Source organism: Pontimicrobium sp. MEBiC06410 (assembly GCF_053601615.1).
Map to the genome: position 1 here is coordinate 1 of NZ_JBSHNT010000059.1, position 542 is coordinate 542.

The window sequence follows — 542 nt, forward strand, 5'->3', positions numbered from 1 at the left end:
CGGCACAATAGAATACCTAGGCAGAGAAGACGACCAAGTTAAAGTCCGCGGCTATAGAATAGAATTAGGTGAGATAGAGACCGCATTAAACAACCAAGCAAACATAAAAGAAGCTGTAGTTATAGCCAAAGCACACTTAGGTAGCAAACACCTAGTGGCCTATTGCGTGTTAGAAGTCCAATCACTGTTAGAAGTCCAAGCAATAAAAGATAGCCTCTCGGTCAGCCTACCAGAATATATGGTGCCAAACTTTATTATAGAAATAGATAAAATCCCATTAACCCCAAACGGCAAAACCGATAGAAAACAATTAGAAAAGCTAAGCCTAGAAGTAGAAAGCACTACCCAATATGTAGCGCCAGAAACAGCAGTAGAGCAGCAATTAGCAATACTATGGTCTAAGCTATTAGAACTAGAAGAAGGAACAATAGGAAAACACGATAACTTTTTCGAGTTAGGTGGGCACTCACTATTAGTAACCCGATTACTATCAAAAATACAAGAACAATTTAAAGTAAAACTACAACTCTCTCAGGTATTTA

The 542-nt window shown here is 38.4% G+C and carries 1 protein-coding gene; it reads left to right on the plus strand.

Annotated elements, in window-relative coordinates; translation table 11 throughout:
* On the plus strand, positions 1-542 hold a 542-nt coding region (locus tag ACVC08_RS00350), incomplete at both ends, for a phosphopantetheine-binding protein (RefSeq protein WP_452600527.1).